The sequence below is a fragment of the Streptomyces sp. NPDC017936 genome (genome assembly GCF_044328485.1).
Lineage (GTDB): Bacteria > Actinomycetota > Actinomycetes > Streptomycetales > Streptomycetaceae > Streptomyces.
Genome location: NZ_JBIRHK010000010.1, coordinates 299,687 through 324,730 on the forward strand (window position 1 = coordinate 299,687; position 25,044 = coordinate 324,730).

Below are 25,044 nucleotides of genomic sequence, written 5' to 3' on the forward strand. Positions count from 1 at the left end.
TCTGCACACCCTCTGATGGACGCAGGACGTCCACGGCGGGAAGGCGGGGGGACATGACACCTGAACAAATGGCCGACGGCCAGGACGGCGGCCCCCCGCTGCTCCCGCCCCGCCCGCTCGACGCCATCGACCAGGACATCCTCCAGATGCTGCAGGCGGACGGCCGGGCCTCGATACGGTCGGTCGCCGAACGGGTCCACGTCTCGCGCGCCAACGCCTACGCGCGCATCAACCGGCTCCTCGAGGACGGCGTCATCCGCGGTTTCGGGGCGCGCGTCAACCACGAACGCGCCGGCCACGGCACCTCCGCGTACATCACGCTGAAGATCGTCCAGAACTCCTGGCGCACGGTCCGCGAGCAGCTCAGGCAGTTGCCCGGCGCCTCGCACATCGCCCTGGTGGGCGGCGACTTCGACGTGCTCCTCCTGGTGCACACGCCCGACAACCGGGCACTGCGCGAGCTGGTGCTCACCCGGCTCCAGGCCATCCCGGAGGTGCTGAGCACCCGCACCCTGCTGGTGTTCGAGGAGGAGGACCTGGAACCGCAGGGATGAGGTCAGCCCTCCCCGCGCAGTCCGGTGAACACCAGCCGCACCACCGCGTCCGCCACTTCCCGTTCGCCCATCCCCCGGCCGTCCGGCCGGTACCACTCGACGATCGAGTTGATCATGCCGAAGACCAGCCGGGTCGCGAGCCGCACCTCCATGTCGCCGCGCACGCTGCCGTCGGCGGCGGCCGCCTTGAGCAGGGCGGCGACCCGGTGGTCGAAGTCGCGGCGCCGCTCCAGGGCCCACCGCTCGGTGTCGGTGTTGCCGCGCACGCGCAGCAGCAGCGTCACGTAGGGCAGCTCGGCCGTCAGCACCTCGACCATGCGCCGCACGACGTGTTCCAGGCGGTCGACGGGGAGCCCCACGCGCGCGTGCTCCTCGTCGAGGATCGCGAAGAGGCCGTCCAGCGCCCGGCTGACGGCGCGGCGCAGCAGCTCCTCCTTGCCTGCGACATGGTGGTAGATCGACGACTTGGAGATGCCGGCCGCCTTGGAGAGGTGCTCCATGGAGGTGCCGTCGTAGCCGCGCTCGTTGAAGACCTGCACGGCGACCGACAGCAGCGTCTCCGGCGTGTACGTGTCGCGCTTGGCCGTGGTCATGAGGTTCCCTCCCGCCGGTCGGCGGCGTGTCCGTGGCGGTACAGGGCGAGCGAGGGCGCGTAGCGGCCGGAGGGCTCGCGCAGGTGCAGCTCCTCCAGGAGGTCGTGCGCCCAGATCCGGCCCAGCCTGCGGCTCCACTCGAAGGGGCCGAGGGGGTAGTTCACCCCCAGGCGCATCGCGGTGTCGATGTCCTCCTCGGTGGCCACGCCCTTGGCGACGGCGTCGTGCGCGAGGTCGACGATCCGGGCGACCGTACGGGCGACGATCATCCCGGGGACGTCGCCGATGACGCTGACGTCCTTGCCGAGCGCCTGGAACAGTCCGATGGCCTCGGACAGCGCCTGCGGGGAGGTGTCCTGGGACGCGGACAGGGCGATGCGGGTGGCCTTGCGGTAGTCCAGCGCGAGGTCGAAGTACACGACGTCGCGGAACTCCACGGAGGTCTGGCCGTCGGCGAGCGCGAGCGCGCCGTCGCTCGGCAGGACGAGACGGGTCCCGTGGTCCTCTTCCTCCTCACGGACCTGGATGCCCGCCTCGCGGATCAGCGCGAGCAGCTCGGAGGCGGGGCCCAGGTCGCCCTCGACGACGATGTACGCGGGCGGCCGGTGCTTCTCCGCGGTGTGCGGTTCGGCGCGCTCGGCCCCGTCGCCGTAGTCGTACCAGCCGTGGCCGGTCTTGCGGCCGAGGCGGCCGGACTCGACCAGGCGGCGCTGGGCGAGCGAGGGGGTGAAGCGCGCGTCCTGGAAGAAGGACTGCCACACGGAGTGCGTGACGGACTCGTTGACGTCCTGTCCGATCAGGTCGGTCAGCTCGAACGCGCCCATCCGGAAGCCGCCCGACTCGCGCAGGACGGCGTCGATGGTGGCCGGGTCGGCGCCCTGGGCCTCGTAGACGGCGAAGGCCTCGGCGTAGAAGGGGCGCGCGATGCGGTTGACGATGAAGCCGGGGGTGTCGGCGCAGGCGACGGGTGTCTTGCCCCAGGCGCGGGCGGTCTCGTACGCGCGCGTGGCCGAGGTGACGTCGGTGGCGAAGCCGGAGACGACCTCGACGAGGGGCAGCAGCGGCGCCGGGTTGAAGAAGTGCAGGCCCACGAAGCGGCCCGGGTTGCGCAGGGCGCCGCCGATGGCCGTCACGGACAGGGAGGAGGTGTTGGTGGCGAGCAGGCAGTCGTCGCCGACGACGTCCTCCAGCGCCCGCAGCAGTTCCTGTTTGACGTCCAGCCGTTCCAGGACGGCCTCCACGACCAGCGCGCAGTCCGCGAGTCCGGCGAGGCTGTCCACGGGTGTGAGGCGGGCGCGGGCGGCGTCCCGCTCGGCGGCGGTGAGACGGTCCTTCTCGACGAGCCGGTCGAGGCGGGCCCCGATCGCGGTGGCCGCTTCCCGGGCGCGTCCGGCGACGGCGTCGTGGAGCCGCACGGGATGGCCCGCGACCAGCGCGACCTGGGCGATGCCCTGGCCCATGGTGCCGGTGCCGACGACGGCCACGGGGCTGCTGAGGTCGAGTGCTGTCATGTGCGCGATCCTCCCGCACGGGGTTTTCCACAGATGCGGCAGGCCCCCTTGTCCCGACCGATCGTTCGGTTACTCTAACTCCGACGGGACCGCCCGTCACCCGCCACCGTCTCGGCCGAGGTGCCCCGCGCCGCGCCTCCTGATTTCCTGTCCTTGTATCGCCCCAGGTCATGAGCTCGACGAAGAGTTCACAAGACGAGGAGTTGGTCCCGCATGGCCGCCGAACTCACCGCGCACGATCTGATCGCCAAGCACCGGCCCACCCTCGACCAGGCCCTGGAAGCGATCCGCACACGCGCGTACTGGTCCCCGCACCCCGAACACCCGAAGGCCTACGGGGAGCACGGCAGCCTGGACGCCGCCGCGGGCAAGGCCGCCTTCGACGCCGTCCTGGGCACCCGCCTCGACCTGGGCCAGCCCGGCACCGACGACTGGGTCGGCGGCGAGACGTCCCCGTACGGCATCGAACTGGGCGTGACCTACCCGCACGCGGACGTGGACGTGCTGCTGCCCGCCATGAAGGCCGGTCAGGGCGCCTGGCGGGACGCGGGCGCGGAGATCCGCGCGATGGTCTGCCTGGAGATCCTCAAGCGGATCAGCGACCGGACGCACGAGTTCGCGCACGCGGTCATGCACACCTCCGGCCAGGCCTTCATGATGGCGTTCCAGGCCGGCGGCCCGCACGCCCAGGACCGCGGCCTGGAAGCGGTGGCGTACGCCTACGCCGAGCAGGTCCGCACGCCCGACACGGCCGAGTGGACCAAGCCGCAGGGCAAGCGCGACCCGCTCGCGCTGACCAAGCGGTTCACCCCCGTCCCGCGCGGCATCGCCCTGCTCATCGGCTGCAACACCTTCCCGACGTGGAACGGCTACCCCGGCCTGTTCGCCTCCCTCGCCACCGGCAACGCGGTCCTGGTCAAGCCCCACCCGCGCGCGGTGCTGCCGCTCGCGCTGACCGTGCGGACCGCGCGGGAGGTGCTCGCCGAGGCCGGCTTCGACCCGAACCTGGTGGCGCTGGCCGCCGAGCGGCCCGGCGAGGGCATCGCCAAGACCCTGGCCACCCGCCCCGAGATCAGGATCATCGACTACACCGGCTCGACGGCCTTCGGCGACTGGCTGGAGGCCAACGCCCGCCAGGCGCAGGTCCACACCGAGAAGGCCGGCGTCAACACGGTGCTCGTGGAGTCCACCGCGGACTACCGGGGGATGCTCTCCAACCTGGCCTTCTCGCTGTCGCTCTACAGCGGCCAGATGTGCACCACCCCGCAGAACCTGCTGATCCCCCGCGACGGCATCCGCACCGACGAGGGCCCCCGGACCTACGACGAGGTCGTCGCCGACCTGGCCCGCTCGGTCGACGGCCTCCTCGGTGACGACGCACGCGCGAACGCCCTGCTCGGCGCGATCGTCAACCCGGACGTCAAGGCCCGGCTGGAGGCCGCGGCCGGTCTCGGCGAGGTGGCGCTCGCCTCCCGCGAGGTGAGCAACCCGGAGTTCCCCGACGCGGTGGTGCGCACGCCCGTGATCGTGAAGCTGGACGGCGCGCGGAAGTACTGGGAGGGGGCCGGCGACGAGGCCGCCTACATGAGCGAGTGCTTCGGGCCGGTCTCCTTCGCCGTCGCCGTCGACTCCACGGCGGACGCGATCGAACTGCTGCGGCGCACGGTCCGCGAGAAGGGCGCGATGACGGTCGGCGCGTACACGACCGACGCGGAGGTCGAGCAGGCCGTCGAGGAGGTCTGCCTGGAGGAGGCCGCGCAGCTGTCCCTCAACCTCACCGGCGGGGTCTACGTCAACCAGACGGCCGCCTTCTCCGACTTCCACGGCTCGGGCGGCAACCCGGCGGCGAACGCCGCGCTGTGCGACGGCGCGTTCGTGGCGAACCGGTTCCGGGTCGTCGAGGTGCGCCGGGAGGCCTGACAGCCGGGAGCGGGACGGATCGCGCGGCCGCGGGCCACAGGGGCCGCCCGCGCGGTCCGTCACGCCTCCGCGCCCCCTCGAGGGGCGCCGTGCGACCCCGGGCCCGCGCTCCAGTGGTAGAGCGTCATCGCCACACTGGTGGCCAGGTTGTAGCTGGAGACCTGCGGCCGCATCGGCAGGGACAGCAGATGGTCGGCTCGCGCGCGCAGGCCCGCGGACAGCCCGCTGCGCTCCGACCCGAAGGCGAGGACCGCCTCGTCCGGGAGCTTCACCCCCCGGAGGTCCTCGCCCTCGGGATCGAGCGCGAACACCGGGCCGGGCGGCAGGTCGTCGACGGTCAGCCGCTCCACGACGGTCGCGAAGTGCAGCCCCGCACCGCCGCGCACGACGGTCGGGTGCCAGGGGTCGAGCGTGCCGGTGGTGACCACGCCGGTCGCCCCGAACCCGGCCGCCAGCCGGACCACGGCCCCCGCGTTGCCCAGGTTGCGCGGCTCGTCGAGGACGACGACGGGCGCGGTGCGCGGCAGCCGGGCCAGCGCCCGCAGCTGGGCCTCACGGGAGGGACGCACCGCCAGCGCGGCCACGGCCGTGGGATGCGGACGCGCCACGAGCGAGGCGTACGTCTCCTGCGGCACCTCCGTCAGCAGCGTGTCCAGCGTCGCCCGTACGTCGGGGGCGAGCTCCTCGGCGAGGCCGAGCGCCGCCCGCCGGTCGACGGCCACCGCCACGGGGACGTCGGCCCCGAAGCGGACGGCGTGCTTGAGGGCGTGGAAGCCGTCGAGCAGCACGCAGGCGTCGGCGAGCCGGCGCCACAGGGCGAGCGGGTCGGTCATGCCGTGAAGCCTACGCGGCCGGGTTCCGCCTCCTCGGGTGCCCGCGGGGCCCGCTCCGGGACGGCGGCGCCGGTGTCGGACCGGGCCGCCCCGCGCGCGCGTGCCGCCCATCCGCCCAGCCGGCGCAGGAACGACGTCGGCAGGAAGACCGCGTCCGCCGCGATCATCGCCAGCGAGAAGAACGGCAGTCCGAGGATCAGCGCGATCGCCGCGTGCTCGGTCATCATGACCACGAGCAGGACGTTCTTCACCCGACGGTTGAACAGGGTGAAGGGGAAGGCGACCTGCACCGCGACCGTCCCGTACGTCACGAGCATCACCATCGTGCCGCTGGCGGCCAGCAGGTCCCCGAGGGCGGGCCAGGGGGAGAAGTAGTCCAGGTGCAGGGGGTAGTAGACGGCGGTGCCGTCCTGCCAGCGCGAACCCTGGATCTTGTACCAGCCGGCCGTCGCGTAGATCAGGCAGGCCTCGGCCATGATCACCAGCAGGGCGCCGTTGTGCAGGACGTTGGTGACGACGTCCAGCAGGATCCGGGGCTGCGCGGAGCGCGTGAGGCGGCCCACGGCCCACCACAGGCCCTGCGCGGCCCACGCCGCCCACAGGATCGCCGGGACGACCGGGTCGCCGTCCAGGCGGCCCGTCCCGGTCACCGCGACCAGCACGATCCCGAGGACACCCCACAGGGCGGGCCCGACCCGGTCGGTGACGCGCTCCCCCCGCGCGCGGGCCCCGGACGCGCGCCGCGCCCGCCGCGCGTCCAGCGACCACACCTGGCCGCAGCGCGTGAAGACGAGGTAGACCGCCATCAGGTGCAGCACGTTGTCGCCGCCGTCGCCCACGAAGACACTGCGGTTCTGGAGCGACAGCACGCCCACCATGAACAGCACCGACATCGTGCGGGTGCGCCAGCCGAGCAGCAGCAGCGCGCTCGCCAGCACCGCGAACGCGTACACGGCCTCGAACCAGGCCCGCCCGTCGGACCACATCAGGGCGGTGAAGGCGCCGTTGCCGTCGATCAGCCGCCGGGCCAGCTCCCAGCTCCAGGGACCGTCGGGGCCGTAGAGCTCCCCGCGGTGGGGCAGCTCGCGCAGCAGGAACAGCAGCCAGGTCAGGCTGAACCCGATGCGTATGACGGCGCTCTGGTACGGACCGAGCGCGGACCCGGTCACGCGGGCTATGGCGGCGGACACCGACAGGGAGAACCGGTTCACCGTGCGCCTCCCCCGGTGGCGCCGGCGGCCGGCACCGGCCACCACGGCAGCACGCGGTACACCGGTCGCGGCGAGACCTCGTCCGTGCTCCACGACGGCGCCGGCACGTCGGTGGTGCTGGAGCGGACCTGCACCCGCTCGACGGTCCCGCCCTCCCCGGCCGCGCCGCCCCGCTCCAGGCGCAGGACGACGATGCGGCGCAGGTACTCCTCGGCCAGGGCGCCGCGCGGTCCCAGCGAGCGGTTGTCGGAGTCGTGCGAGCCGGTGTAGAAGTCCCAGGCGCGGCGCAGCTCGTTCTGCTGCGTGTGGCTGGGCGCCAGGTTGCCGTCTATGGCGCGGCCGTCCTGCGCCGAGAGGTCGTACCAGCCGGTGGTCCGCGACGAGCCGTCCACCGTGCGGACGTCGGCACGGACCTGGACGGCGATGTTCTGCTGCAGGGGGTTCGGCGCGAAGAGTTTCCAGTTCTGCTCGAACTCCGGGTAGATCCAGTCGTCGATCGCCCGGCCGTGCGTCTTGGTGACCGTGTTGGACGGCGCGACGTGCAGGAACACCATGCCGAGGTGCACACAGACGGCGACCGCGACGACCGCGAGCGCCAGCGCGGCGGCTGTGCGGTAGCCGAGGGAGAGGGCGGCCACTCCGGTGCGGGGGTCGTCGGGGGCGGGGACGGGGAGCGTCACGCCGGGAGCGGGGGCCGCCGGGTGTCCGGGACGGGACCACGAGACGGGATCGGCGACCTCGGCGTCGGCGTCGGCGGCACCGGCGTCGGCGGCACCGGCGTCGGGAGCGGGCGGACCGGCGTGGGCCCCGGGTACCGCCGGTGGAGCGCTCGGGTGCGCTTCGCCGGCTGCCGGTGAGGATCCGGAGCGTGCTCCGGGAGCCACGCCACGGCCGGCGGAACCGTCCGGGTCCGAAGGCCCGTCCGTGGGCCGGGCCGGCCCAGGCCGCCGCGGCGCCCCCGCCTCCCGCGGAGCGTCGGAGTCTCCGTCGTACGCGTCCATTCCGCCCCGTTCCCCGTTTCCGTCCGTCTTCCGGCCGCTCCGCCGCGTCGCGGCGGCCGGCCCGTGAGCACCACGGCGCCCCCGCGCGCCACCGCGCACAGTCGGACGGCCTTCGCACGGCCGTCGCACAGTCGCCGCACGGAACGGTACTCAGCCCCACCCGCCCCGCGCAGCACTCCCCCCGTACCGGCCCGGCCGGATCCCGCGAAGCGGTCCGCGGGAAGCGTGCGCGTCGTCCACAGGCGGACCCGCGGGTCGTCCACAGCGGTTGACACCTTACGACGGCCGACCCACCATGGAATCGCACGGACCGAACGATCGGTCGGGAGAAGGCTCGGAACGGAGCCCGAGGTCGAGGGGGACCGCATGGCGACAGCAGCAGCGCACCAGCCGGCCCGTACACGGCAGCACACGGCCCACGACGGCCCGGCCGACGCCGTCGGCGCACAGGCCGCCCACCAGCGCGCCTTCGACGCCGCCGTGGCCGCCGACGAGCGCATCGAGCCCCGCGACTGGATGCCCGACGCCTACCGCGCCACCCTGGTCCGCCAGATCGCCCAGCACGCCCACTCCGAGATCATCGGCATGCAGCCGGAGGCCAACTGGATCACGCGCGCGCCCTCCCTGCGCCGCAAGGCGATCCTGATGGCCAAGGTCCAGGACGAGGCGGGCCACGGGCTGTACCTGTACAGCGCCGCCGAGACCCTCGGAACCGGCCGGGACGAGCTGCTCGACAAGCTCCACACCGGCCGCCAGAAGTACTCCTCGATCTTCAACTACCCCACGCTCACCTGGGCGGACGTCGGCGCGATCGGCTGGCTGGTGGACGGCGCCGCGATCACCAACCAGGTCCCCCTGTGCCGCTGCTCCTACGGCCCGTACGCACGCGCGATGGTCCGCATCTGCAAGGAGGAGTCCTTCCACCAGCGCCAGGGGTACGAGCTGCTGCTGGCCCTCAGTCGCGGCACCCCCGAGCAGCACGCGATGGCGCAGGACGCGGTGGACCGCTGGTGGTGGCCCTCCCTGATGATGTTCGGCCCGCCCGACGACGAGTCCGCGCACTCCGCGCAGTCGACCGCCTGGAAGATCAAGCGCCACTCCAACGACGAGCTGCGCCAGCGCTTCGTGGACATCTGCGTCCCCCAGGCGGAGTCCCTCGGCCTCACCCTCCCCGACCCGGACCTGCGGTGGAACGAGGAGCGGGGCCACCACGACTTCGGCCCGATCGACTGGACGGAGTTCAAGGAGGTCCTCAAGGGCAACGGCCCGTGCAACGAACAGCGGATCACACAGCGCAGGCGGGCGCACGACGAGGGCGCCTGGGTACGGGAGGCCGCCGCGGCCTACGCGGCCAAGCACAGCGGTGCACCGGGCACCGGCGGGACGGGAGCGGAGCAGGCATGACGAACACCGACTGGCCCCTGTGGGAGGTCTTCGTACGCTCCCGGCGCGGCCTCTCCCACACCCACGCCGGCAGCCTGCACGCGCCGGACGCCGAGTTCGCCCTGCGCAACGCCCGCGATCTGTACACCCGGCGCGGCGAGGGCGTGTCGATCTGGGTGGTGCCGTCCGCCGCGATCACCGCGTCCTCGCCGGACGAGAAGGATCCGTTCTTCGAACCGGCCGCCGACAAGCCGTACCGGCACCCGACCTTCTACGACATCCCGGAGGGGGTGAAGCACCTGTGACGACGACCGTGCCCGTGAGGACCGCCGCCCTCGCCCTCGGCGACGACGCCCTGGTGCTCTCCCACCGCCTGGGGGAGTGGATGGGCCACGCGCCCGTGCTCGAGGAGGAGGTCGCCCTCGCCAACATCGCCCTCGACCTGCTGGGCCAGGCCCGCGTCCTGCTGTCGATGGCCGGCGACGAGGACGAACTGGCCTACCTCCGCGAGGAACGCGCCTTCCGCAACCTCCAGCTGGTCGAGCAGCCCAACGGCGACTTCGCCCACACCATCGCCCGCCAGCTGTACTTCTCCACCTACCAGCACCTGCTGTACGACCGGCTCGCCACCGCGGAGGGCCCGTTCGCCGGGCTCGCGGCGAAGGCGGTCAAGGAGGTCGCCTACCACCGCGACCACGCCGAGCAGTGGACCCTCAGGCTCGGCGACGGCACGGACGTCAGCCACGAGCGGATGAAGCGCGGGTGCGCCGCCCTGTGGCGGTTCACCGGGGAGATGTTCCAGCCCGTGGACGGCGTCGGCGTCGACCCGGCGGGGCTGGAGCCGGCCTGGCTGGAATCGGTCGGGAGCGTGCTGCGCCGGGCCGGTCTCGACCTGCCCGAGGGGCCGCGGACCGGCGCCTGGAGCGCCGGCGCGGGCCGCCAGGGCCTGCACACCGAGTCCTTCGGCCGGATGCTCGCCGAGATGCAGCACCTGCACCGCAGCCACCCGGGGGCGTCATGGTGACGCCCACCCCCCTGGAGGCGGAGCTCCTCGAGGTCGCCGGCTCGGTGCCCGACCCCGAACTGCCCGTGCTCACGCTCCAGGAGCTCGGCGTCCTGCGCGCGGTGCACGTCCATGACGGGGACGCCGTCGAGGTCGAGCTGACGCCGACCTACACCGGCTGCCCGGCCGTGGAGGCGATGTCCCTGGACATCGAGCGGGCGCTGCGCGACCACGGCGTCCGGGAGGTCACCGTGCGCACGGTGCTCACGCCCGCCTGGTCGACGGACGACATCTCCGCCGAGGGGCGCCGCAAGCTGTCGGAGTTCGGCATAGCGCCGCCGCGGGTCCGGCCGGCGTCGGAACCCGTCGCCCTCACGCTCGGCCCGACCCGCACGGGCACCCCGGCGGAGCCTGCCGGCGAACCGGTCCGCTGCCCGCACTGCGGTTCCGCCGACACCGAGTTGCTCAGCCGCTTCTCCTCCACCGCGTGCAAGGCGCTGCGGCGCTGCCTTTCCTGCCGTGAACCCTTCGACCACTTCAAGGAGTTGTGATGGCCCGCTTCCACCCGCTCCCCGTGGCCGCGGTGGACCGGCTCACCGACGACGCCGTCGCCCTCACGTTCGCCGTCCCCGCCGGTCTGCGCGAGGAGTACCGGCACACGGCCGGCCAGCACCTCGCCCTGCGGCGCACGGCGGACGGCACCGAGATCCGACGGACGTACTCCATCTGCTCGCCGGCGCCCGAGCCCGGCGGTGAGGGCCCGGGCACCCTGCGGGTGGGCGTGCGGCTGGTGGAGGGCGGGGCCTTCTCGACGTACGCGCTGAAGGAGATCGCCGTCGGGGACGAGCTGGAGGTGATGACGCCGGCGGGCCGGTTCACCCTCGAGCCGGCGCCCGGCCTGTACGCGGCGATCGTCGGCGGCAGCGGCATCACTCCCGTGCTGTCGATCGTCGCCACGCTGCTGGCCCGCGAGCCCGAGGCCCGGTTCTGCCTCGTCCGCAGCGACCGGACGGCCGCCTCGACGATGTTCCTGGAGGAGGTCGCCGACCTCAAGGACCGCTATCCGGACCGGTTGCAGCTGGTCACCGTGCTCTCGCGGGAGGAGCAGCAGGCCGGGCTGCCGTCCGGGCGGCTGGACCGGGAGCGGCTGACCGCCCTGCTGCCGGCGCTGCTGCCGGTGGCGGACGTCGCCGGATGGTTCCTGTGCGGGCCGTTCGGACTGGTCCAGGGTGCGGAGCGGGCACTGCGGGAGCTGGGTGTGGTCCGTGCCCGCATCCACGAGGAGATCTTCCACGTGGACCTCACCGCGCCGCCCCCGCACACCGGCGCCCCCGCGCAGGCCACGGTCACCGCCCGTCTCGACGGCCGCGGCGGCAGCTGGCCCGTGCAGGAGGGCGAATCGCTCCTGGACACGGTCCTGCGCAACCGCCCCGACGCCCCCTACGCCTGCAAGGGCGGAGTGTGCGGCACCTGCCGGGCCTTCCTGGTCTCCGGCGAGGTCCGCATGGACCGCAACTTCGCCCTGGAGCCGGAGGAGACGGAGGCGGGGTACGTGCTCGCCTGCCAGTCGCATCCGCTGACGGAGGCGGTGGAGGTGGACTTCGACCGCTGACGGGCCGGAGCCCGGCGGTCCGGTGCGGTGTTCCCGCGGGGCGCCGTGAGCCCGTGCGACGGTCGCCGCCGCCCTGGTCCCCGGGAGCGGGACCCGGGCCGGCTCCTTCGCCGGCCCGCGCGGTACGAGGACGGAGGCCGCGCCGCTCGCGCGGGCCGGCCGGGGCTCCGCTACAGCACGAAGCCCGGCTGGCCCTCGTCGGTCACGACCGGGCGGCCGACCGCCGCCCAGTACTGCATGCCGCCGTCGACGTTCACGGCGTCGATGCCCTGCTGCACGAGGTACATCGTGACCTGGGCGGAACGGCCACCGGAGCGGCAGATCACGTGCACCCGCCCGTCCTGCGGCGCCGCCTGGGTCAGCTCGCCGTAGCGCGCGACGAACTCGCTGAGGGGAATGTGCAGGGCCCCTTCGGCGTGGCCCGCCTGCCACTCGTCGTCCTCACGGACGTCCAGCAGGAAGTCGCCGTCCTTGAGGCCCTCGACGCCGACCGTGGGCACACCAGCTCCGAAACTCATACCCCCGACGCTACCCGACGGCCCGCCCACCGGGACACGCCCGCCACCGCCCGCCCGCCGGCCCCGGAAGGCGCCGCACAGCCGCCACGGGCCGCGCCAGGCAGGTCCCGGCAAGCCCCGGGCACCGGGCCGGCCCCCACAAGCCCCTGCCGCAAGCACCGCCGCGAGCCCTGCCGCAAGCACCGCCGCGAGCCCTGCCGCGGACGTCCCCCGCCCGCGCGTCGAGACCAGCGGCCACAGCGGCACGGCCAGGGCGTGCTGCCAGGGCGGCCGGTCAGGGCGCGCCGGTCAGGAGCCCTCCACGCACCGCCGCGGCCCGGTGGGCCCTACCCCGCCAGCTCCGCCAGCTCGGCCTCCTTCTTCGCGACCTCCGCCAGCAGCTGTTCGGCGATCTCTTCCAGGAGGCGGTCGGGATCGTCGGGGGCCAGGCGGAGCATCCCGCCGATCGCGCTCTCCTCCAGTTCCCGGGCGATCATCGCGAGCATCTCCTTGCGCTCGGCGAGCCACTCGAGGCGGGCGTAGAGCTCCTCGCTCGGGCTGGGCCGGCGCTCCGCGGGCACCGGACCGGCCGCCCACTCCTCGGCCAGCTCGCGCAGCAGGGCCTCGTCGCCCCGGGCGTAGGCGGCGTTGACGCGGGTGATGAACTCCTCGCGTCGCGCCCGCTCCGGTTCCTCCTGCGCCAGGTCGGGGTGGGCCTTGCGAGCCAGCTCACGGTAGAGCTTGCGGGCCTCGTCGCTGGGCCGCACCCGCTCCGGGGGCCGCACCGACTGGCCCGTGAGCATCGCCGCGGCCTCCGGGAACAGCCCCTCCCCGTCCATCCAGCCGTGGAACAGCTCCTCGACCCCGGGCATCGGCAGCACCCGCGCCCGCGCCTCGGCCGCCTTCCGCAGATCCTCCGGGTCGCCGGTGCGGGCGGCCCGGGCCTCGGCTATCTGCGCCTCCAGCTCATCGAGCCGGGCGTACATCGGACCGAGTTTCTGGTGGTGGAGCCGCGAGAAGTTCTCGACCTCGACGCGGAAGGTCTCCACCGCGATCTCGAACTCGATCAACGCCTGCTCAGCAGCCCGCACGGCCTGCTCCAGCCGCTCTTCGGGCCGCGCCTGCTCAGCTTCGGGGGTCGTCACCCGACCAGCGTAGGCCAAGGCCGGAAGGAGAACGGAGGCCGACGGGGGACGCCGGCCGGTTCCCCGGCCCCCGCCCCGACGCGGCCACCGTCAGGTCCCGCCGTCACACCCCCGCCTCCGCCGCGATCCTGCCCGAGCGCACCGCCGCGACCAGCTCCGCGTGGTCCGCCTCGGTGCGGTCGGCGTAGGCGACGGCGAAGGCGGCCACCGCCTCGTCCAGTTCCTCGTTCTTGCCGCAGTAGCCGGCGATGAGGCGGGGATCGGCGCTGTGGGAGTGGGCGCGCGCCAGGAGGGCGCCGGTCATGCGGCCGTAGTCGTCGACCTGGTCGGCGGCGAGGGCGGCCGGGTCGACGCTGCCCTTGCGGTTGCGGAACTGGCGGACCTGGAAGGGGCGGCCCTCGACCGTGGTCCAGCCGAGCAGGATGTCGCTGACGACCTGCATCCGCTTCTGCCCGAGCACCACCCGGCGGCCCTCGTGGCCGGCGTCCGGCGTGTCGAAGCCGGCGGTCAGCAGGTGCGGCACGAGGGCCGACGCCCGCGCCTCCTTCACCTGGAGCACCAGCGACTCACCCCGGTGGTCCAGCAGCAGGACGACGTACGACCGGGTGCCGACGCTTCCGGTGCCGACGATGCGGAAGGCGACGTCGTGCACCGCGTGCCGGGCGAGCAGGGGCAGGCGGTCCTCCGAGACCGTCGTGACGTACTGCTCCAGGGACGCGGTCACCGCCGCGGCCTCCGCGTCGGACACGCGCCGCAGCACCGGGGGCGCGTCGACGAAGCGGCGCCCGCCCTGGGGCGTCGGCTCGGTGGACTTGGCCGCGAACCGGCCGCTGGTGTTGGCCCGCGCCTTCTCCGAGACCCGCTCCAGGGTGCCCAGCAGGTCGTGGGCGTCGGTGTGGGAGACCAGTTCCTCGTCGGCGATGGCGTTCCAGGCGTCCAGGACGGGCAGCCGGGCCAGCAGGCGCATGGTGCGACGGTAGGCGCCGGCCGTGTCGTGGGCGGCCTTGCGGCAGGTGTCCTCGTCGGCGCCGGCCTCCCGGCCCGCGAGCACCAGGGAGACGGCGAGCCGCTTGAGGTCCCACTCCCAGGGGCCGTCGACCGTCTCGTCGAAGTCGTTCAGGTCGATGACCAGGCGGCCGCGGGCGTCGCCGTACAGGCCGAAGTTGGCCGCGTGCGCGTCGCCGCAGATCTGGGCGCGGATCCGGGTCATGGGGGTGCGGGCGAGGTCGTACGCCATGAGGCCGGCCGAGCCGCGCAGGAAGGCGAACGGCGTGGCCGCCATCCGGCCGACCCTTATGGGCGTCAGCTCGGGGATGCGACCGTGGTTGGACTCCTCGACCGCCGTCACCGCGTCGGGGCGGGAGGCGTCCAGGTCGAGGCCGGCGTGGGCCGCGCGCGGCACCTGCCGGCGCAGCGCCTTGCCCTCCTCCTTCGGCGACCCCGCGACGGGCCACCCGGCGAATCCGCGCACCCGGGGGATCCGTGCCCCCGTGCCGTCTCCGGTTCCCTCACCCGTCTCGGCCATCACGACCGCCTCCCCCGCACGTCACGCGTCGTCCGTACCCGGCCCGACGGGCCGGACATCACCTCGTGCCGACCGTACAGCCAGCCGGTCCGCACGCGTCAGCCCCTGCGGGCGTCCGGTGTCAAGGCGGCTTTCCGCCGTGTGGGTCCGGTACGCGGCGCGGCCGTTCCAGCAGGGCTCCACCGGTCGCGTCCCGCCCGTCCACCCCATGTACGGGAACCAAACGTGCGTTTGAGGCATATGGGGAGAAACTATGCTCTGCGTGAACGACCGATAGGCGGCGTGGACGTGTGGCTATGCAAGTGTCATGCGGATCGATGAACTGTCGCCTCAGCTGTACCAGCTCAGTTTCGAGGTCGGACAGGCCTACCTGTGGCGGGATGCCGACTCGCTCACGCTGATCGACACCGGGACAGCCGGGTCGGGGGAGCTGATCGCGAGGTCGATCGAGCGGTTGGGATGGTCACCGGAGGATCTGAAGCACGTGGTACTGACTCACGCGCATGAGGATCACGCGGGTGCGGCCGCCGAGATCGAGGCATGGGGCGGCGTGACGGTGATAGCGCACCGCCTCGACGTTCCCGTGATCCGCGGTGAGAGCATCGCGGCGGAGCCCGTGTTCGAGGGAGCGCCCGAGTGGGAGCGGAAGCTGTACGAGACCAAGCCTCCGCTCCCGTCCGCTCCGCCGGCCCGGGTGCGCCGGGAGCTGGAGGAGGGCGACGTGCTGAACTTCGGCGGCGGGGCCCACGTGCTCGGCGCTCCGGGGCACACCGACGGCAGCATCGCGCTGTACCTGCCGAGAACGGGTGTGCTGTTCACCGGAGACGCCGTCGCGAACGTGGGCGGGCGGACCATGGTGGGCGTCTTCAACACGGAACGCACCCGTGCGATCGCGTCACTTCACCGGCTTGCCGAGCTCGAAGTGGAGACGGCCTGCTTCGGTCACGGCGATCCCATCGTGAGAGGTGCGTCAGCGGCTCTGCGGGAGGCCGCTCATTCCCACGGGACGAACGGTTAGGACCACGCCGACTCCGCCGTGATCTCCAGCACCGCGCACCCGAAGACGAACCCGGCGCCGACGCCGGACAGCACCACCTTGTCGCCCGGGCCGACGGCCTTCGACTCGAGCAGGTGGCTGAGCCCCGCGATCTGGTCCCCCGCGCCCAGGTGCCCGAGCTCGCGCCCGAAGTCCCAGGTGGTCCGGTTGATGCCGATGCCGGAGACCTTTTCCATGAGGTCCCAGTCGACCACCGCGCGCCCGGCATGGGCGTACACGAACCGAGCGACGTCCCCGACCTCGACGCCGGCCTCGGCCATGGCCCGGTCCATGGCCTCCTGCTGTCCGTCGCGCAGGGAGCGGGCCAGATCAGCCACGTCCACACCGGAGCTCAGGTACTCCTTGAGGCGCTGCCGCATGTCGACGGGCCATCCGTGCCCGCCCGCCTCCGCGGCCCACGGCCGCGTACCGCGGTAGGCACCCTCATGGGTGGTGTCGGAGACGACGGAAGTGGACAGCAGTCTGGCCACGCCGGAACCCCGGGTGAGGACGAGCGCGGTGGCTCCGTCGCCGCGCGGCAGCCCCTTGTCCGACCGATAGCGGTCGAACATGGGTGGCTGGTACTTGTCGCAGGTGGTGATCAGGGCGGCGCACGGCGCCGGACGGACCGTCAGGTGGGCGGCGGCGAGGTCGATCGCGGCTATGGCGCCGTTGGACGCCTGCTGGAGCTGGACCGCCGACCCTTGACCGCCGACGGTCCGGGCCTGGATGTACGAGGCGGGTGTCCAGTGGTCGAGGCCCTGGTAGCCGACGCTCGTGACATGGGCGACGAGATCGAAGTGCTCGTGGGGTGCCCGGGTGCGTTTCAACGCGATCCGCGCCGCCTCCACGGCCATGTCCGGATGGCCCATGTCGTCGACCACGCTGACCCCGGCGTAGTCGTCGGCCTCGCGTTCCTCGGCGGAGTAACGGCCCTCGGCCACCGCCAGCCGCACGTCCTCGCGCCGCCCCGCCCACACCGCGGCCGCGTCGACGTACACATCGTTCCAGCGCATCTTCGATGTCTCCTACTCTGACCGTGCGGGCGTTGCGGGCTGTTCGGCCGGGGCCGGCCGGGGAGGTGCCATACCGAGTGCGGTGACCGCGCTGACGACCATGCACAGCACGATCGCGTACCAGACCTTCATGAAGGCGGCATGCGTGTCGCCGTAGCTGGTGGGGACCCCGATGAGCGCGACGAAGAGGCTGACGCCGAGTACCGCGCCGACCTGGCGGCTCATGTTGACGACGGCGCTTCCGGTGGCGAACCGCGGCGGGGGGAGGGTGGCGGTGGCCAGACCCAGCATGAACGGCAGCGCGAGGCCCACCCCGATGCCGCCGATGAACCATCCGGGCAGGAGCTCGGTCGCGTAGTCGGGGGTCCGGTCGAGCAGCAGGCCCTGGCTCAGCACGCTCCCCGCGAGGATGACGCACCCGATGGCCGCCAGCCGGCTCGGCGGCACACGCTTGGCGAGCCTTCCGCCGGCCGCGGTGGCGAAGGGGACCACCAGGGGGCCGGGCACGAGCCCGAGGCCTGTGCGCAGGGCGGAGTAGTGCCACACCTGCTGCATCCACAGGATGGCCGCCAGCAGGTTCGCGGCGAAGGCGACGCTGAACACGAGGGCGGTCAGGTTGGCCCAGGCGAAGCTGCGGACCCGCATCAACGCCGGTTCCACGAGCGGGTTCTCGTGGCGCAGCGAACGCAACCAGAAGGCGCCGCAGGCCAGTACGCCCGCGGCGAGCACCAGGGCGGAGCGCGGCACGGACCAGGCATCGGCCTGGACCAGGCCCAGGGCCACCAGTCCGATGCCGGCGGTGAGCAGCACGGTGCCGACGACGTCCGGCACCCGCTCCCCTCGTTCGTCGTGAGAGGCCGGTAACACCCTCGCGGCCACAGCGATCAGCAGAACGCCGACGGGAAGGTTGACCAGGAACACCCAGCGCCAGGAGGCCGTGGTCAGAAGACCTCCCGCGACCGGTCCCACCGCGGCGGCCAGGGCACCGGTGGAGGCCCAGGTACGGACCGCGCCCGCGCGCCGTTCCGGTGGGAAGACCGACAGCAGCAGTCCGAGGCTCGCCGGGGTGAGCATCGCCGCGCCGGCCGCCTGCAGGAGCCGGAAGACGATCAGCATCCAGAGCGAGGCCGACAGCGCGCATCCGAGGGACGCGCCGGTGAAGACGGCGACGCCGGCGAGGAAACCGGCCTTGCGGTCGTGCCGGTCGACCAGTCGGCCCAGGGGCACCAGAAGCGCGGCGAAGATGATCGCGTAACCGTTGAGCACCCAGGACACCTGGGACAGCGGCGCGTGGTCGAAGGCCGCGCTGATCCTGGTGAACGCCACGTTGACGATGAACAGGTCCAGGCTGGCCATGAACGAGGCCAGTGACAGGATGCCGAGCGCCGTGCCCGTGTGCACCGTCCTGGGCTTGGCTGTCGAGGGAGACAAGGGTTCCGTGTCCGTTCGCCGTAGGGCCATGGGCGCGCGTGACAGGCGCGCCGTCACTGTAGGACCGGGTGGACCGGGCATCCAGGCAGCCGGGAACCAGGTACTCCACATACCACGACGACGTAGGGACATTGGCGCCGATGTCGGCAAGTTTCGATAGCCACGAACTGGCCGGATGTGCATGCGTCTGGCCAGAATCCAGCCCCCCTCTCGGAGGAGGTTCCGCCTATTCGCCACCCCCCTCCGCCTTGTTGAAGATTCAGCGACTTCACCGCGTCATGACCGAATCCGGCTCCCTTGCATATGCCGAGATCACCGAGTTACCGTCTGATGCAGCTTTTGGACATTACGGGGGCCACGATGTCTGATTCCGAGTTCCGTCGACGGGAACGCGCACATTTCCTGCGCACCCGTCGTGAGTCGATGAAGCCGGAGGCGGTCGGACTGCCGAAGGGGTCGCGCAGGCGTACTCCAGGACTGCGTCGGGAGGAGGTCGCCGTACTGGCCGGCGTGAGTCCCACCTGGTACACGTACCTGGAGCAGGCCAGGGACATCTCTCCGTCGCACGAGGTGCTCGACAGCCTCGCCGACATATTGAATCTATCCGTGTACGAGCGTTTATATCTGTACAACCTGTCGCATCCCGCACCCCTGCCGACAGAACACTCTCCCCAGCGTTCGGCCGCCGTGGAGAACCTGACCGAAATCGTCGAATCGGTGGCCCCGCTTCCCGCATACCTGTGTTCACAGGTCGGCGATCTGATGGCCTGGAACAACGAGGCGATCGACTGGTTCGGGGACTTCGCCCCGTCCTCCGAACCGCGCCCCAACCTGCTGGTCTGGATGTTCACCTCGGAGACCGCGCGGGAGCGCTTCGTGGACTGGCAGGATCAAGCCAAAGGCCTGGTCGCCTGTTTCCGCGCCGACGCCCTGGAGTGCCGGGACACCGCCCAGGTGACCGCGCTGGTACAAGACCTCGCCGCGGTCAGCCCTCACTTCCGCCGCGCCTGGGACGAGCACGTGGTGGGCAGCCAGGGCATGAGCCAGTGCACGGTGCGCCACCCGCGACACGGCGTCATCACCATGCGAAGGATCAATCTCAGGCACCAGGCCGCGCCCGAGCCGCTGAAACTCGTCGTCCATCTTCCGGTCGACGCCCCGCACGACGAGCGTCTCCGGACGACGCTCACGCGGCCCGGGCTGCGCGGCGCCGGCATTCCCTGAGACGGCCCGGGCCCGTCCGCGGCCCCCTCAGCATGGCGTAAGAAGTACCAGGCTATTTACTTTCTGGATAGCCGCCTCCACCTGAGCAACTCTGGTCGGGCGAGCCGAGTCTCCAGTAAACGGCGGGTGAAATCGTCGGCCGAGCGGAATCCTGCTCCGCCGACGATTTCACCGCAGTTCGGCTGATCATTCGGCGAAATGCGTCCAAGGCGCCACAGGTTTCTCTGGAGGTATTCTCTTGCTGACACGCCGTACTGTGAAACATACCTGTCTGGTGGCGGGAAATGACGTGTCTCCCGATCAACATGCCCGTCTCGACCGGCTCCGGAAGTCCCGTCTGGCCGAACTGACGGAACGCACGGGAAGCGAAGAAATTCCTTGGGACGCCCGACGCTACCCGGTTCTCGCGGCACTCGCCCCGGTCATGACGTCGACCGAGGGCGAGATCACCTACCCCGGCGACCCCATGTGCCTGTACGCCGCCCTGTCGGTCGCGGTCGACCACGCGCTGCGCTCGGCGAGCCGAGGCGCGGGGCCCGATTCGCCGTTCAGCGATTTGTGTCCCGACTGGGGCACGGTGCCCCACCGCCGGGACAGGCTCGCCGCCGACCATTCGCTCCGGCAATGGAACGCGGACGACAGCGTCGTCGATCACACTGTTTTCGACCCCCGTGTCTGGGACGACCGCTCAGAGGCCGATTTCCGCGCGGAACTGCGCTGTCGCAGCCCCAGAGTTCTGCTCATCAGCACGGTCTCACCGGGTAACCGCTACGCGCTGGAGATGGCACGAGTCACCAAGGAGGAATTACCTCACTGTCTCGTGATCATCGGCGGTCGGCACATCGACGAGACCATGCGGTACCTGCCCGGCACGGACGAGCTGGTCGTGGAGTACAGCAGCCCCCTGCGGGCCATCGACGACCGGCGGATCGGACCCGTCGTCGACTTCCTCGTCGCGGGGGAGGGCCACTACGCGTTGGACCTGCTGCTGCGGGCGGTGTCCCTCGCCATGGACCTGGACCGCGGCCGAGCCGATCCCACCGACGTCGTCGACCTCCTCGACCTGCTCGGCCGGGCCGGGGAGCGCATCCCGGGTTCCTCCCTGATCTGCGCGATCACCGAAGACGCCGTACACGCCTTCCCGGTCCGGGGCCCGGCCTTCGACCTCGCCGACCTCCCCTCCCCCTACCAGGGGTTCGCGATCCGCTCCCGCTTCCCCGTCTTTCCGCTCGCCGACGGATCCCCCGCTCGTACCGCCCACATGACGGTCTCCAACGCCTGCCCGTACCACTGCGACTTCTGTTCCGAGGCGGCCACGGTGGTCGGCGGGCTGAAGAGGTTCGGCCGCGATCCGGCGGCCACCGCGGTCGAGCGGATCTGCGAGTACGTCAGCTACGGCGCGGAGGCCGCGTTCTTCGACGACTCGATCTTCTGGTCCGGCACCTTCCCCCAGATCCGGGCCTTCTGCGATCGGCTCAGCGCCGTACGACAGGCCGAGGGTCCCGACGACCTGCCTCCCGCCTGCCGCAGGTGGATCGTCGAGGACGACGACTGGCGGCGACTGCGCGGGTTCCAGTTCGGCGCCCAGGTCACCGTCGACCTGATGACCGCCCTGCACAAGGAGGACGACGTACGCCAGGTGCTCGCCGCCATGCGCGAGGCGGGCTGCACGTACATCTACATGGGGATCGAGAGCATGGCCACCGAGGTCATGCAGCACGTGCACAAGAACGTTCGCCGCACCGCGGACAGGCCGTGGAAGACGAAGGTGCGCCGGGCCCTGGAACTGATCCTCGAGGCCGGCATACCGGTGGGCAGCTCGGTCCTCTTCGGCCTCGAAGGAGAGACCAGGGAGACCATCGAGGAGACCGTCCAGGAGGTCGGCTCCCTCATCGACGACGGACTGCTCGGTCTCGCCAGCCCCAACATCCTCACCTACCACCCCGCGACCGCCATCACCCGCGCCCACGGCATGGCCGACCGACTCGACTACCACTCCCCCCAGGTGGAGAACCGGCCACCGTACGTCTACTTCGAGGAGGCCTTCCCCGGAGTGGTCTCCCGGCGTCTGACCGAGGAGGACATCTGGTTCATCCACGAATCGACGGCGAAACGCTGGGGCACCGTCCGCAACTCCGCAGTCCCGGAGCAGCGCAGCACCGTCTGATCCCGTTCCCTCACTCACCGCCGTGGAGCCCATCCGTGCAGACCATCATGGACACCTTGCGGACGATCGTGGCTGAGCGCAGCCGCGACGTACCCGACGACGACTTCCGCCTGCGCGCCCTGTGGGGCGTGGACTACCGCTCCCAGCCCACCCCCTACGAACGGTTCATGGTCTACAGCTTCGTCATGGCCCAGACGGTGCGACAAGGCTGCTGTTACGCCGACTTCGGCACCGTCTCCGTCGACGCGGACGGCGACGCGCTGATCGGCGGTGACGCCCGGGAAACCGTCGGCCGCACCGACGAGGAGAACATCGCCATCCTGGACGCGGCCTTCGGCGCGCTCCCGCACACCCCGCAGCGCCGGCTCGTCATCGACGGACGTCCGACCGAGAAGGCGTTGGCCCGCGCCGAAGTCATCGTCGAGGAGACCCTGCGCCAGCTGCGTCGCACGGGCAGCGGCAAGCGCATCGCGCAGATCGGCGTCATGGGGAACCTCATCCACCTGCTCCAGCAGGAGAACGTCACGCTGTCCGCCAGCGACTTCGACGAGGAACTGATCCAGCACGGCATCCTCGGCGTGCCGGTCCACCACGGCGACCGCAGCGCGGAACTGGTCGCGGACGCCGACGTGGCCCTGGTCTGCGGCGAGACGCTCGCCAGCAGGACCCTGGAGACCCTGGTGACCGCGGCCCGCGAGAACAACACCCGTCTGGTCGTCTTCGCCGTCTCCGGCTGCCACTTCGCGCAGGAGTACGTGCAGACCTTCGGGATCGACGCGGTGGTGTCCGAGCCTCAACCGCAGTATCTCTTCCAGGGGCCGTCGCGGTTGGAGGTGTACCGGCGGGAGCACTGAGCGCCGCCGACCCCGCGAGACCCCTCACGCCGATGGCCGCACCTCTGGAGGTGCGGCCATCGGCGCACGCGCGGTCACGACGACCGCCACGACCCGCTACGGCGCGAGTTCCCCGTGCAGGTACTCGGCGAGTTCCAGCGTGGTCGGGTGGTCGAAGACGAGCGTGCTGCTCAGCTTCAGGCCCGTCAGCGCGTTGAGACGGTTGCGCAGCTCGACAGCGGTGAGCGAGTCGAAGCCGAGATCCATCAGCTCGGCTTCCACGTCGACCTCGGCCACCGAGTCGTACCCGAGGACGGCGGCCACCTCCCCACGGACGGCATCCAGGACGAGCCGGGCCCGCTCCGGTTCGGCCAGGTCCTCGAGCTGCGCCTTCAGGCCGACGGGCGGCGCCGGCTCCGGCCGTGCGTCCGTCTCCTCGACGAGGCTGCCGAGGAGCGGCGGCAGGTGCTCCTCCGCGGCGGCGGTGCGCAGGGCGGCCGGGTCGAAGCGGGTGGCGACCACGGCCGGGGCCTCGTTCGCCAGTGCCGCGTCGAACAGCTCGAGAGCCTCCGCCGTGGAAAGGGGGGCGATGCCGAGGCGCGCGAGTCGGGCCCGGTCGGCTGTTGCGAGCCGGCCGGTCATGCCACTGCTCTCCTCCCACAGACCCCAGGCGAGGGAGTGAGCCGGCAGCCCCTGCGCACGCCGGTCGACGGCCAGCTGGTCCAGGAAGGCGTTGGCGGCCGCGTAGTTGGCCTGCCCCGGTGTGCCGATCACACCCGCCGCCGAGGAGAACAGCACGAAGGCGTCCAACGGCAGATCACGCGTCAGCTCGTGCAGGTGCCATGCGGCCTTCGCCTTCGGCTCCCACACCCTCGCCACACGCTCCGGGGTCAGGTTGGCCACCGTCGCGTCGTCCAGGACACCGGCCGCGTGCACCACACCCCGCAGCGTCGGAGCCACCTCGGCGATCACCCCGGCCAACGCCTCCCGATCGGCGACGTCACAGGCCACCGCCCGCAACCCCACACCCGTGAGATCGCTCAGGTCTTCCGGAAGACGACCCGAACGGCTGACCAGCACCACGTCCCGCACCCCGTACCGCTCCACCAGATGCCGCACCACCACCCGGCCCAACGTCCCCGTCGCACCGGTCACCAACACCGTGCCTTCCGGACCGAACGCCGGGCCGGCAGCCACCATGGCTTCTTCGGCGACCCTCGTCAGACGCGGCGCCAGCAGCCCACCGTCGCGCACCCTCACATGAGGCTCACCGCTGGCGAGCGCAGCCCGCAGCACCTGCTCCCCACAGTCGGTTTCCGCCTCGACGAGCAGGACCCGCCCCGGGTACTCCGCCTGAACCGACCGCACCAACCCGCCGACCGCGGCTCCCGCCGCGTCACCGGAGGCCGTCACCACCACCACACGCCCGTCACCGGCCAGCCGGTCCCGCAGCTGAGCCAACACCGTGGTCACGGCCTCCTCCACGGCATCACCCGCGGACACCCGCACCACCACCGGCTCCGGCAGCTGCGGGGTGTCCGGGGCGACGACCCCGAGCACGGGCTCCCACACCACATGGTGCAGCAGGCCGGCCGGGGCGAGATCGGCCGACGGCACGGCGGTGACGCCCATCGCGTCCACGGTCGCCACCAGCGCGTCGGACGCGTCGGTCACCGTCAGGCCGAACACGTCGGGTCCGGTCGGGGTGAGCCGTATGCGCAGGTCCCCCGCAAGTCGGGAGCCCGGGGCGTGCAGCCGCGCCCCGCGCCACGACGTCGGCAAGTGAACGGTGTCCGGGCGGGTGGTGTCGGGCAGGAGGGGACGCAGCGCGGCTTCCAGGGCGGCTGGGTGGAACGCGAAGCCGCCCTGGTCGGGCACGGTCACGTCGACGGCCCGCTCCGAAAGGTCGGAAGCACCGGTCGCGGTCGCCGGGGCGAGCAGGCCTCTGGCGTGCAGGGTCCAGGGTTCGCCCTCGCGGCGCGCGTGGACGCTGAGCGCCCGCAGCCCCGCGGAGTCGGGTCCCTCCAGGATCACCTGGAGGTCGACCGTGCCGTACGAGGGCAGCGGGAGCGGCTGCTCCAGGGCGAGGTCGTCGAGCCGCGGCACGCCTTCCCGCTCGCCTACGCGCAGGGCGAGTTCCAGGAGCGCGGTGCCGGGGAGCCGTGCGGTACCGGTGACCGGATCGGCGAGGTACGGGTGCGTCCGCGGTGACAGCCGACCCGAGTAGACCGTGCTGGTGCTGCCCGCGAGTTCCAGGCCCGGCCCGAGCAGGGGGTGCCAGGTGGCCTGGTCCGGTGTGGCGGACGCACCCCGGGTGCGGTCGTCGGCGAGCCAGTAAGAGCGGTGGTCGAAGGGGTAGGTGGGCAGGTCGACGGTGGCGGCGGGGGTCCGGGTGAACCACGCCGGCCAGTCGACGTCCGTGCCTGTCACGTGGGAGCGGGCGAGTGCGCCCACCAGCCGGTGCGGGTCCGGTGTGACGCTTGCGACGGTCACGTCATCGGAGGCGGCGGGCAGGCTTTCGAGGGTCTCCTCGATCTGCTGGGCCACCG

Annotated in this window: 22 protein-coding genes; 11 read left to right on the forward strand and 11 right to left on the reverse strand. The window is 72.2% G+C overall.

Translation table 11 applies throughout. The features are described from left to right. Positions 1 to 53: 53 nt before the first annotated feature. On the forward strand, positions 54 to 554 hold the full coding sequence (locus ACH4F6_RS22730; RefSeq protein ID WP_397962125.1) for an Lrp/AsnC family transcriptional regulator: 501 nt from the start codon (positions 54 to 56) through the stop codon (positions 552 to 554). Between the two features lie 2 nt (positions 555 to 556). Here the strand turns inward: ACH4F6_RS22730 and ACH4F6_RS22735 are convergent, their stop codons facing one another. Together ACH4F6_RS22735 and ACH4F6_RS22740 are read right to left on the reverse strand one after the other, a co-directional pair. Continuing rightward, on the reverse strand, positions 557 to 1,147 hold the full coding sequence (locus tag ACH4F6_RS22735) for a TetR/AcrR family transcriptional regulator (protein ID WP_397962127.1): 591 nt from the start codon (positions 1,145 to 1,147) through the stop codon (positions 557 to 559). Then, positions 1,144 to 2,658: a 3-hydroxyacyl-CoA dehydrogenase gene (locus tag ACH4F6_RS22740; RefSeq protein ID WP_397962128.1), complete on the reverse strand. Its 1,515-nt coding sequence runs from the start codon at positions 2,656 to 2,658 to the stop codon at positions 1,144 to 1,146. The genes ACH4F6_RS22735 and ACH4F6_RS22740 overlap by 4 nt, the downstream gene beginning before the upstream one ends. A 213-nt stretch (positions 2,659 to 2,871) precedes the next feature. Here ACH4F6_RS22740 and paaN point away from each other — a divergent pair, with 213 nt between their 5' ends. Then, positions 2,872 to 4,578, forward strand: coding sequence for a phenylacetic acid degradation protein PaaN (paaN, locus tag ACH4F6_RS22745; protein ID WP_397962129.1), 1,707 nt, complete (start codon positions 2,872 to 2,874; stop codon positions 4,576 to 4,578). A 59-nt stretch (positions 4,579 to 4,637) separates the two neighbouring features. On the opposite strand, the gene ACH4F6_RS22750 is transcribed toward paaN, so the two are convergent. The 3 genes from ACH4F6_RS22750 to ACH4F6_RS22760 are packed head-to-tail and all read right to left on the reverse strand — an operon-like array spanning position 4,638 to position 7,302. Then, entirely contained in the window at positions 4,638 to 5,411 is a 774-nt protein-coding gene (locus tag ACH4F6_RS22750; protein WP_397962130.1) for a TrmH family RNA methyltransferase, read from the reverse strand. After that, positions 5,408 to 6,622 (reverse strand): HTTM domain-containing protein, encoded by a 1,215-nt coding sequence (locus ACH4F6_RS22755; protein WP_397962131.1) that lies wholly within the window; start codon positions 6,620 to 6,622, stop codon positions 5,408 to 5,410. The genes ACH4F6_RS22750 and ACH4F6_RS22755 overlap by 4 nt, the downstream gene beginning before the upstream one ends. After that, positions 6,619 to 7,302 carry a DUF5819 family protein gene (locus tag ACH4F6_RS22760; RefSeq protein ID WP_397962132.1) on the reverse strand — a complete coding sequence of 228 codons (684 nt, stop codon included), beginning with the start codon at positions 7,300 to 7,302 and terminating at the stop codon, positions 6,619 to 6,621. The genes ACH4F6_RS22755 and ACH4F6_RS22760 overlap by 4 nt, the downstream gene beginning before the upstream one ends. Positions 7,303 to 7,989: 687 nt before the next feature. Between ACH4F6_RS22760 and paaA the strand changes: the two genes are divergently transcribed. The 5 genes from paaA to ACH4F6_RS22785 are packed head-to-tail and all read left to right on the forward strand — an operon-like array spanning position 7,990 to position 11,621. After that, positions 7,990 to 9,027, forward strand: a complete 1,038-nt coding sequence (gene paaA, locus ACH4F6_RS22765) for a 1,2-phenylacetyl-CoA epoxidase subunit PaaA (RefSeq protein ID WP_397962133.1) — start codon at positions 7,990 to 7,992, stop codon at positions 9,025 to 9,027. After that, positions 9,024 to 9,311 carry a 1,2-phenylacetyl-CoA epoxidase subunit PaaB gene (paaB, locus tag ACH4F6_RS22770; RefSeq protein WP_397962134.1) on the forward strand — a complete coding sequence of 96 codons (288 nt, stop codon included), beginning with the start codon at positions 9,024 to 9,026 and terminating at the stop codon, positions 9,309 to 9,311. Before paaA ends, paaB begins: the two co-directional genes overlap by 4 nt. Next, positions 9,308 to 10,030 (forward strand): 1,2-phenylacetyl-CoA epoxidase subunit PaaC, encoded by a 723-nt coding sequence (paaC, locus tag ACH4F6_RS22775; protein ID WP_397962135.1) that lies wholly within the window; start codon positions 9,308 to 9,310, stop codon positions 10,028 to 10,030. The genes paaB and paaC overlap by 4 nt, the downstream gene beginning before the upstream one ends. Next, complete coding sequence (gene paaD / locus ACH4F6_RS22780; protein ID WP_397962136.1) at positions 10,024 to 10,560, forward strand: 1,2-phenylacetyl-CoA epoxidase subunit PaaD; 537 nt, start codon at positions 10,024 to 10,026, stop codon at positions 10,558 to 10,560. The genes paaC and paaD overlap by 7 nt, the downstream gene beginning before the upstream one ends. Next, positions 10,560 to 11,621, forward strand: coding sequence for a 2Fe-2S iron-sulfur cluster-binding protein (locus ACH4F6_RS22785; protein ID WP_397962137.1), 1,062 nt, complete (start codon positions 10,560 to 10,562; stop codon positions 11,619 to 11,621). Before paaD ends, ACH4F6_RS22785 begins: the two co-directional genes overlap by 1 nt. A 170-nt stretch (positions 11,622 to 11,791) precedes the next feature. On the opposite strand, the gene ACH4F6_RS22790 is transcribed toward ACH4F6_RS22785, so the two are convergent. From ACH4F6_RS22790 to ACH4F6_RS22800, 3 genes are all read right to left on the reverse strand, one after another. Next, positions 11,792 to 12,121, reverse strand: a complete 330-nt coding sequence (locus ACH4F6_RS22790; protein WP_397962156.1) for a rhodanese-like domain-containing protein — start codon at positions 12,119 to 12,121, stop codon at positions 11,792 to 11,794. Between the two features lie 344 nt (positions 12,122 to 12,465). Beyond that, a complete protein-coding gene (locus ACH4F6_RS22795) occupies positions 12,466 to 13,263 on the reverse strand; it encodes a hypothetical protein (protein WP_397962138.1) in 798 nt (265 codons plus the stop codon). A gap of 103 nt (positions 13,264 to 13,366) precedes the next feature. After that, on the reverse strand, positions 13,367 to 14,788 hold the full coding sequence (locus tag ACH4F6_RS22800; protein WP_397962139.1) for a DUF2252 domain-containing protein: 1,422 nt from the start codon (positions 14,786 to 14,788) through the stop codon (positions 13,367 to 13,369). Positions 14,789 to 15,095: 307 nt separating this feature from the next. Here ACH4F6_RS22800 and ACH4F6_RS22805 point away from each other — a divergent pair, with 307 nt between their 5' ends. Then, positions 15,096 to 15,806: an MBL fold metallo-hydrolase gene (locus ACH4F6_RS22805; RefSeq protein WP_397962140.1), complete on the forward strand. Its 711-nt coding sequence runs from the start codon at positions 15,096 to 15,098 to the stop codon at positions 15,804 to 15,806. Here the strand turns inward: ACH4F6_RS22805 and ACH4F6_RS22810 are convergent. Together ACH4F6_RS22810 and ACH4F6_RS22815 are read right to left on the reverse strand one after the other, a co-directional pair. After that, positions 15,803 to 16,840: a ketoacyl-ACP synthase III family protein gene (locus ACH4F6_RS22810; RefSeq protein ID WP_397962141.1), complete on the reverse strand. Its 1,038-nt coding sequence runs from the start codon at positions 16,838 to 16,840 to the stop codon at positions 15,803 to 15,805. The genes ACH4F6_RS22805 and ACH4F6_RS22810 overlap by 4 nt on opposite strands. A 12-nt stretch (positions 16,841 to 16,852) precedes the next feature. Continuing rightward, positions 16,853 to 18,271 (reverse strand): DHA2 family efflux MFS transporter permease subunit, encoded by a 1,419-nt coding sequence (locus ACH4F6_RS22815; RefSeq protein WP_397962142.1) that lies wholly within the window; start codon positions 18,269 to 18,271, stop codon positions 16,853 to 16,855. 360 nt (positions 18,272 to 18,631) lie between these two features. On the opposite strand from ACH4F6_RS22815, the gene ACH4F6_RS22820 reads away from it, so the two are divergent. The 3 genes from ACH4F6_RS22820 (at position 18,632) to ACH4F6_RS22830 (ending at position 22,516) form a co-directional block, all read left to right on the forward strand. Beyond that, positions 18,632 to 19,495, forward strand: coding sequence for a helix-turn-helix transcriptional regulator (locus tag ACH4F6_RS22820; RefSeq protein WP_397962143.1), 864 nt, complete (start codon positions 18,632 to 18,634; stop codon positions 19,493 to 19,495). 424 nt (positions 19,496 to 19,919) lie between these two features. Continuing rightward, the gene (locus tag ACH4F6_RS22825) at positions 19,920 to 21,662 is read left to right on the forward strand and encodes a B12-binding domain-containing radical SAM protein (RefSeq protein WP_397962144.1); all 1,743 of its coding nucleotides are present in this window, start codon (positions 19,920 to 19,922) and stop codon (positions 21,660 to 21,662) included. Positions 21,663 to 21,697: 35 nt separating this feature from the next. Continuing rightward, complete coding sequence (locus ACH4F6_RS22830; protein WP_397962145.1) at positions 21,698 to 22,516, forward strand: Rossmann-like domain-containing protein; 819 nt, start codon at positions 21,698 to 21,700, stop codon at positions 22,514 to 22,516. Positions 22,517 to 22,612: 96 nt separating this feature from the next. Here ACH4F6_RS22830 and ACH4F6_RS22835 read toward each other — a convergent pair. Next, positions 22,613 to 25,044: type I polyketide synthase (locus ACH4F6_RS22835; RefSeq protein WP_397962146.1), on the reverse strand; the 2,432-nt coding region annotated here is incomplete at its 5' end.

Coding starts and splice junctions, on each gene's coding strand:
- ACH4F6_RS22730 (WP_397962125.1), top strand. CDS start 54: ATGACACCTGAACAAATGGCCGACGGCCAGGACGGCGGCCCCCCGCTG.
- ACH4F6_RS22735 (WP_397962127.1), bottom strand. CDS start 1,147: ATGACCACGGCCAAGCGCGACACGTACACGCCGGAGACGCTGCTGTCG.
- ACH4F6_RS22740 (WP_397962128.1), bottom strand. CDS start 2,658: ATGACAGCACTCGACCTCAGCAGCCCCGTGGCCGTCGTCGGCACCGGC.
- paaN (WP_397962129.1), top strand. CDS start 2,872: ATGGCCGCCGAACTCACCGCGCACGATCTGATCGCCAAGCACCGGCCC.
- ACH4F6_RS22750 (WP_397962130.1), bottom strand. CDS start 5,411: ATGACCGACCCGCTCGCCCTGTGGCGCCGGCTCGCCGACGCCTGCGTG.
- paaA (WP_397962133.1), top strand. CDS start 7,990: ATGGCGACAGCAGCAGCGCACCAGCCGGCCCGTACACGGCAGCACACG.
- paaB (WP_397962134.1), top strand. CDS start 9,024: ATGACGAACACCGACTGGCCCCTGTGGGAGGTCTTCGTACGCTCCCGG.
- paaD (WP_397962136.1), top strand. CDS start 10,024: ATGGTGACGCCCACCCCCCTGGAGGCGGAGCTCCTCGAGGTCGCCGGC.
- ACH4F6_RS22785 (WP_397962137.1), top strand. CDS start 10,560: ATGGCCCGCTTCCACCCGCTCCCCGTGGCCGCGGTGGACCGGCTCACC.
- ACH4F6_RS22800 (WP_397962139.1), bottom strand. CDS start 14,788: ATGGCCGAGACGGGTGAGGGAACCGGAGACGGCACGGGGGCACGGATC.
- ACH4F6_RS22805 (WP_397962140.1), top strand. CDS start 15,096: ATGCGGATCGATGAACTGTCGCCTCAGCTGTACCAGCTCAGTTTCGAG.
- ACH4F6_RS22810 (WP_397962141.1), bottom strand. CDS start 16,840: ATGCGCTGGAACGATGTGTACGTCGACGCGGCCGCGGTGTGGGCGGGG.
- ACH4F6_RS22820 (WP_397962143.1), top strand. CDS start 18,632: ATGTCTGATTCCGAGTTCCGTCGACGGGAACGCGCACATTTCCTGCGC.
- ACH4F6_RS22825 (WP_397962144.1), top strand. CDS start 19,920: ATGACGTCGACCGAGGGCGAGATCACCTACCCCGGCGACCCCATGTGC.